This window comes from Priestia sp. SIMBA_032 (genome assembly GCF_046535215.1).
In the GTDB taxonomy this organism is placed as follows: Bacteria; Bacillota; Bacilli; order Bacillales; family Bacillaceae_H; genus Priestia; species Priestia aryabhattai.
The window spans coordinates 1-268 of record NZ_JAWRXD010000765.1 but is presented as its reverse complement, the minus strand read 5'-3'; the positions used below and the strand labels follow the sequence as shown (position 1 = coordinate 268).

Below are 268 nucleotides of genomic sequence, written 5' to 3'. Positions count from 1 at the left end.
TAAATTTATGAAACATTATATGAAAGTTTTAATGGGATTGAGTTTTATGTTTGGTTGTATTTTCATTACATCTGGAAATGCTGAAGCTGCATCGGGAGGATGGTATAAAGTGACAGCTGCAGGTAACAATTGTAAAGCTAGGGTAAATACTGATCAAACTGAATATAAGTCCAATAATAAAACCGTAGGCATGCAATTAGAGGCAGAAGGAAATTGTAGTAACATGTATTATGATGCGGCTTTATCAGATAGAGGCCTAGAGTCTGTA

At 34.7% G+C, this 268-nt stretch carries 1 pseudogene; it reads left to right on the top strand.

Annotated elements, in window-relative coordinates:
• A pseudogene (locus SB717_RS36370) lies at nt 1-268 on the top strand (hypothetical protein); the annotation flags it as partial.